This window comes from [Flexibacter] sp. ATCC 35208 (genome assembly GCF_001975825.1).
In the GTDB taxonomy this organism is placed as follows: Bacteria; Bacteroidota; Bacteroidia; order Chitinophagales; family Chitinophagaceae; genus Chitinophaga.
This window is the reverse complement of the sequence record NZ_MTKN01000152.1, coordinates 1-3476: the sequence shown is the minus strand read 5'-3', so window position 1 is coordinate 3476 and position 3476 is coordinate 1. Positions and strand designations below refer to the sequence as shown.

The window sequence follows — 3476 nt, the reverse complement described above, 5'->3', positions numbered from 1 at the left end:
ATTTACGCTTTCTTTTGTCTGTTAATAATTTTTCTATACTTTGCCATTGCGAATCGGTCAATAATGTGTACTTCGGTCTCATAGTTTGTTTCTGGTAAATCCAAACTAATTGATCGATTCGTTTTCAACTAATTTCCCGCCGATTTATTTTTAAACATGTTCTAAGACTTATAGATAACTGTGTGCTAACTTAATGACTTGGGTGAAAACACAGTGGGTAAACTCCTCACGATCCTTTAATTTTAAGTATTTTAAACTAAAACAACTGCATAATGAACAAGCCAGCAATTGACCCGATCTACAATTGCCATACACATATTTTTACGGTCATGGATGTGCCGCCTTACCTGGCCAAATCGATCCTTCCCTGGCCTTTTCATTTTCTATTGCGGATTGACTGGCTAGCTAGCCTCGTGAAATGGTTTACCGACATCCGACATAAGATCAAATTCAAGACTTCTTGGTATCCCATATTTATAAGTACGCAGTACTCGATACGGATCGCCTTGAAGCGGTATTTCATCCTGCGGCTGTTGAAAACAAGCCTTGTTACTTACCTGCTGGCCTCAGTGTTTTATGACCAGTACACCGCTATCGTACAACCCGCCTTGGAGAAAGTGCCTGCTTGGCTAGCTCAACTGGCCACTAGCTTGTATTCCTGGTTACAGGAAACAGCCTTTGTCATTATCACCGACAACTTGCTTGTAAAACTCGTAGCGCTCTGCGTTCTGTTGCTGCTGTTTCCCCTGGGGCGCAACATCCTCTTCGCCATACTGCGCAGCACTAATCTTTTTTTAAAACTGATACCAGGTAAGCAAACTTTCGCTATCCTAGGCAGGTATACTAACATCGTCCGCTTTGCCAATTACAAAGATCAATTCCGAGTGTATGACCGATTAAAGAAGCAGTATCCACCCGGCACCAAATTTATCGTATTGCCAATGGACATGCGCTATATGGATGCCGGCAGACCTGTCAGAGATTACTATGAACAAATGTCAATGCTGGCGACTATCAAGCGCAACCACGAGGAAGTGTATCCTTTTGTCTTTATTGATCCTCGGCGAATGAAGGAAGACGGCGAAAAGTTCTTCAGATACCGCATCGAAAATAATCAAGTAGTACTGGAAGACTGCTTGATCAAAACCTATATCGAAAAGGAGGATTTTGCAGGCTTCAAGATCTACCCGGCCCTGGGTTATTACCCTTTTGACGAACGACTGCTGCCACTCTGGAAATATGCGGCCGACAATGGCATCCCTATCATGACACATTGCATTCGAGGCGTGATCTATTACCGGGGCAGTAAGAAAAAAGATTGGGACCGGCATCCAGTATTCAGGCATGCTGAAGGCTCCCCGCTTATGCTGCCACAGATGAAACCGGTGGACGTACAGGAGATATTTACCCACCCGCTTAATTATGCGGTACTTTACAAAGAAGCATTGCTGGCAGAGGCTGTGGGTAAAGCGAAGGATACACGGGTAAAACAATTGTTTGGATACCATACTCAAAAAGTGCCCGTATACATGGGAGCGCAAGGCAAGGGCGAAACCAGGCACGAGGAAAAAGGTTTCCTGCAGCGCGGACTCTGCCACCTCAAGCTTTGCTTTGGACATTTCGGTGGAGAAGATGAATGGAAGCGCTTCTTCGAACAGGACCGCAACAACTATGGCCATCAGTTGATCAACAATCCTAACCGAGGCATAGAGATCCTGACAACGGAGGAGGGGGAGTTCAAACCCGGTAGGCCGATAGATATTTGGGAAAACGCCGATTGGTACAGTATCATCTGTAGCCTCATGCTTCAACATCCAAACATATACGCCGACATTAGTTATATCCTGCACGGCGACCTCGAGATATTGCCTCTGTTGCGCCATACAATGAAGCACCCAATATTACAAACACGGGTCTTGTATGGCAGCGACTTCTTCGTGGTCCGTAACCACAAATCGGAGAAGAATATGCTGGCCGATATGATGGGAGGATTATTGCCACAGGAATTTGACCTTATCGCCCGGAAAAATCCTGTAAATTATTTGAAGAAAGGGTAAGTTTATTTTGCTTTCCCGTCAGAACGAGCCCAAAAGAACAGGATGTCGGCTTTGCCTGGTATAAAAAATAATGGCAGTTGGGTGAAAGATGCAACATTGCTAACCTGCCAGCGTTTTGAGATAGTCAACAGGTACGGGCTGATGCAGTACAATGCGTGTTCCACTCAATAAAATACACTCTGCAAAACAAGAACTACTGGCAGGTATATTGGTTGCGAGCTGTACAAAGCCATGCCCGGCTGTAGTTCGCTTCTTCTGGTATTTATCTAGACTTTGCTTTTACGGAGGGGATGCTTGCGCATAACGTCTTCGTAGAACTACTGATCGGCAACTCTGACTCCATCCCTCCGCCATTTCCTTATACCAGCGTATCTGTTTTACAACGTTAGGGGAGAACGCCTATGGTTTCAGGATGGCTTCATTTAACGGTGTGGTGCCGGAAGAGTTGATCCTGTATAACATTATAGTGCATACTAGAGCTGATTGGCGATGCAGAGAATGAGCTTTATTTAGAGCGGTTAAAAGAGGGAGCGGAAGCCTATGGCAAGTATTTCAATGAGGGAAGTGATGAAGAGTGGGCTATGTATGAGTATACCAGTGACAGGATTGAACTGGTTCATGACCTATGGCATAAGCGGTTACAGGCTGGTGAGTGAATTTATGTCCGACCTTGTTTCAGTGTCAATAGTGATTCAATACCCACTAAGTGATTGACAATTCAACAAACCGCATTGAGTAATGGTGTGTTCTACTAAGAGAAAAATACCTTAGTTTTCTTATAGGATTCGGTATTTATCCAAAGGCTATTAAGGTCTGTCGAAGGTACTTCCAGGTGTAACTACAACTATAAGCTACAGTTTTACTTAAGACAAGCCAAACAGTCCTCTCAATTTCTGTTTGCTGTATTTTATTGTGGTGTCAGGGCTACGGCTTATAAAGCTCTCTCTATCCATAGACAGGACAACTGCTTTTAATCGTTGCCTTTCCGTTAAGCCTTTCAGGGCTGCATCTACGTTTTACATGTGTAAGGCCACTTTCAGCCCTGCTTTTCTACCTCTGTCGATCAGTACGCTCAACAGGCGACCTGCTGAATCACGCTCTAACGGCATGCTCCCAAAATCAGTCAATACATCGTTTAACGCGATTTCCGGTTGTAACTGAACACCTATGTTGTATGACGGCCATTTTATAGTAATTGCCTGCCTCATTTTTCTCCCATAATTCCAATTTTTGCTCAAACATAAATTCTGATTATTGTTAATGTTTTGAGTACTAAAAACTCACATGGTTTACCTATCGATAGTTTTATGATTATGACGGTTGGCAGCCTTATTTAAAGGTAACATCCCTTAGTAACTAATTTATTGATCCAAATGTACGTCCGACAGTCGGTTAAATAGCTTTTTTCTTTGAAAATAG

At 43.6% G+C, this 3476-nt stretch carries 3 protein-coding genes; 2 read left to right on the top strand and 1 reads right to left on the bottom strand.

What is annotated here, in order from left to right:
* Positions 1–272: 272 nt before the first annotated feature.
* Together BW716_RS34665 and BW716_RS37335 are read left to right on the top strand one after the other, a co-directional pair.
* Positions 273–2057: a hypothetical protein gene (locus tag BW716_RS34665; protein WP_143709225.1), complete on the top strand. Its 1785-nt coding sequence runs from the start codon at positions 273–275 to the stop codon at positions 2055–2057.
* A gap of 540 nt (positions 2058–2597) precedes the next feature.
* On the top strand, positions 2598–2771 hold the full coding sequence (locus BW716_RS37335; protein ID WP_179091414.1) for a hypothetical protein: 174 nt from the start codon (positions 2598–2600) through the stop codon (positions 2769–2771).
* A 302-nt stretch (positions 2772–3073) separates the two neighbouring features.
* Here the strand turns inward: BW716_RS37335 and BW716_RS34660 are convergent, their stop codons facing one another.
* Positions 3074–3265, bottom strand: coding sequence for a hypothetical protein (locus tag BW716_RS34660; protein WP_083730620.1), 192 nt, complete (start codon positions 3263–3265; stop codon positions 3074–3076).
* Between the last annotated feature and the right edge of the window lie 211 nt (positions 3266–3476).

What these genes read in the sequence shown, in the direction of transcription:
- BW716_RS34665 (WP_143709225.1), top strand. Translation starts at nt 273, where the DNA reads ATGAACAAGCCAGCAATTGACCCGATCTACAATTGCCATACACATATT.
- BW716_RS37335 (WP_179091414.1), top strand. Translation starts at nt 2,598, where the DNA reads ATGGCAAGTATTTCAATGAGGGAAGTGATGAAGAGTGGGCTATGTATG.
- BW716_RS34660 (WP_083730620.1), bottom strand. Translation starts at nt 3,265, where the DNA reads ATGAGGCAGGCAATTACTATAAAATGGCCGTCATACAACATAGGTGTT.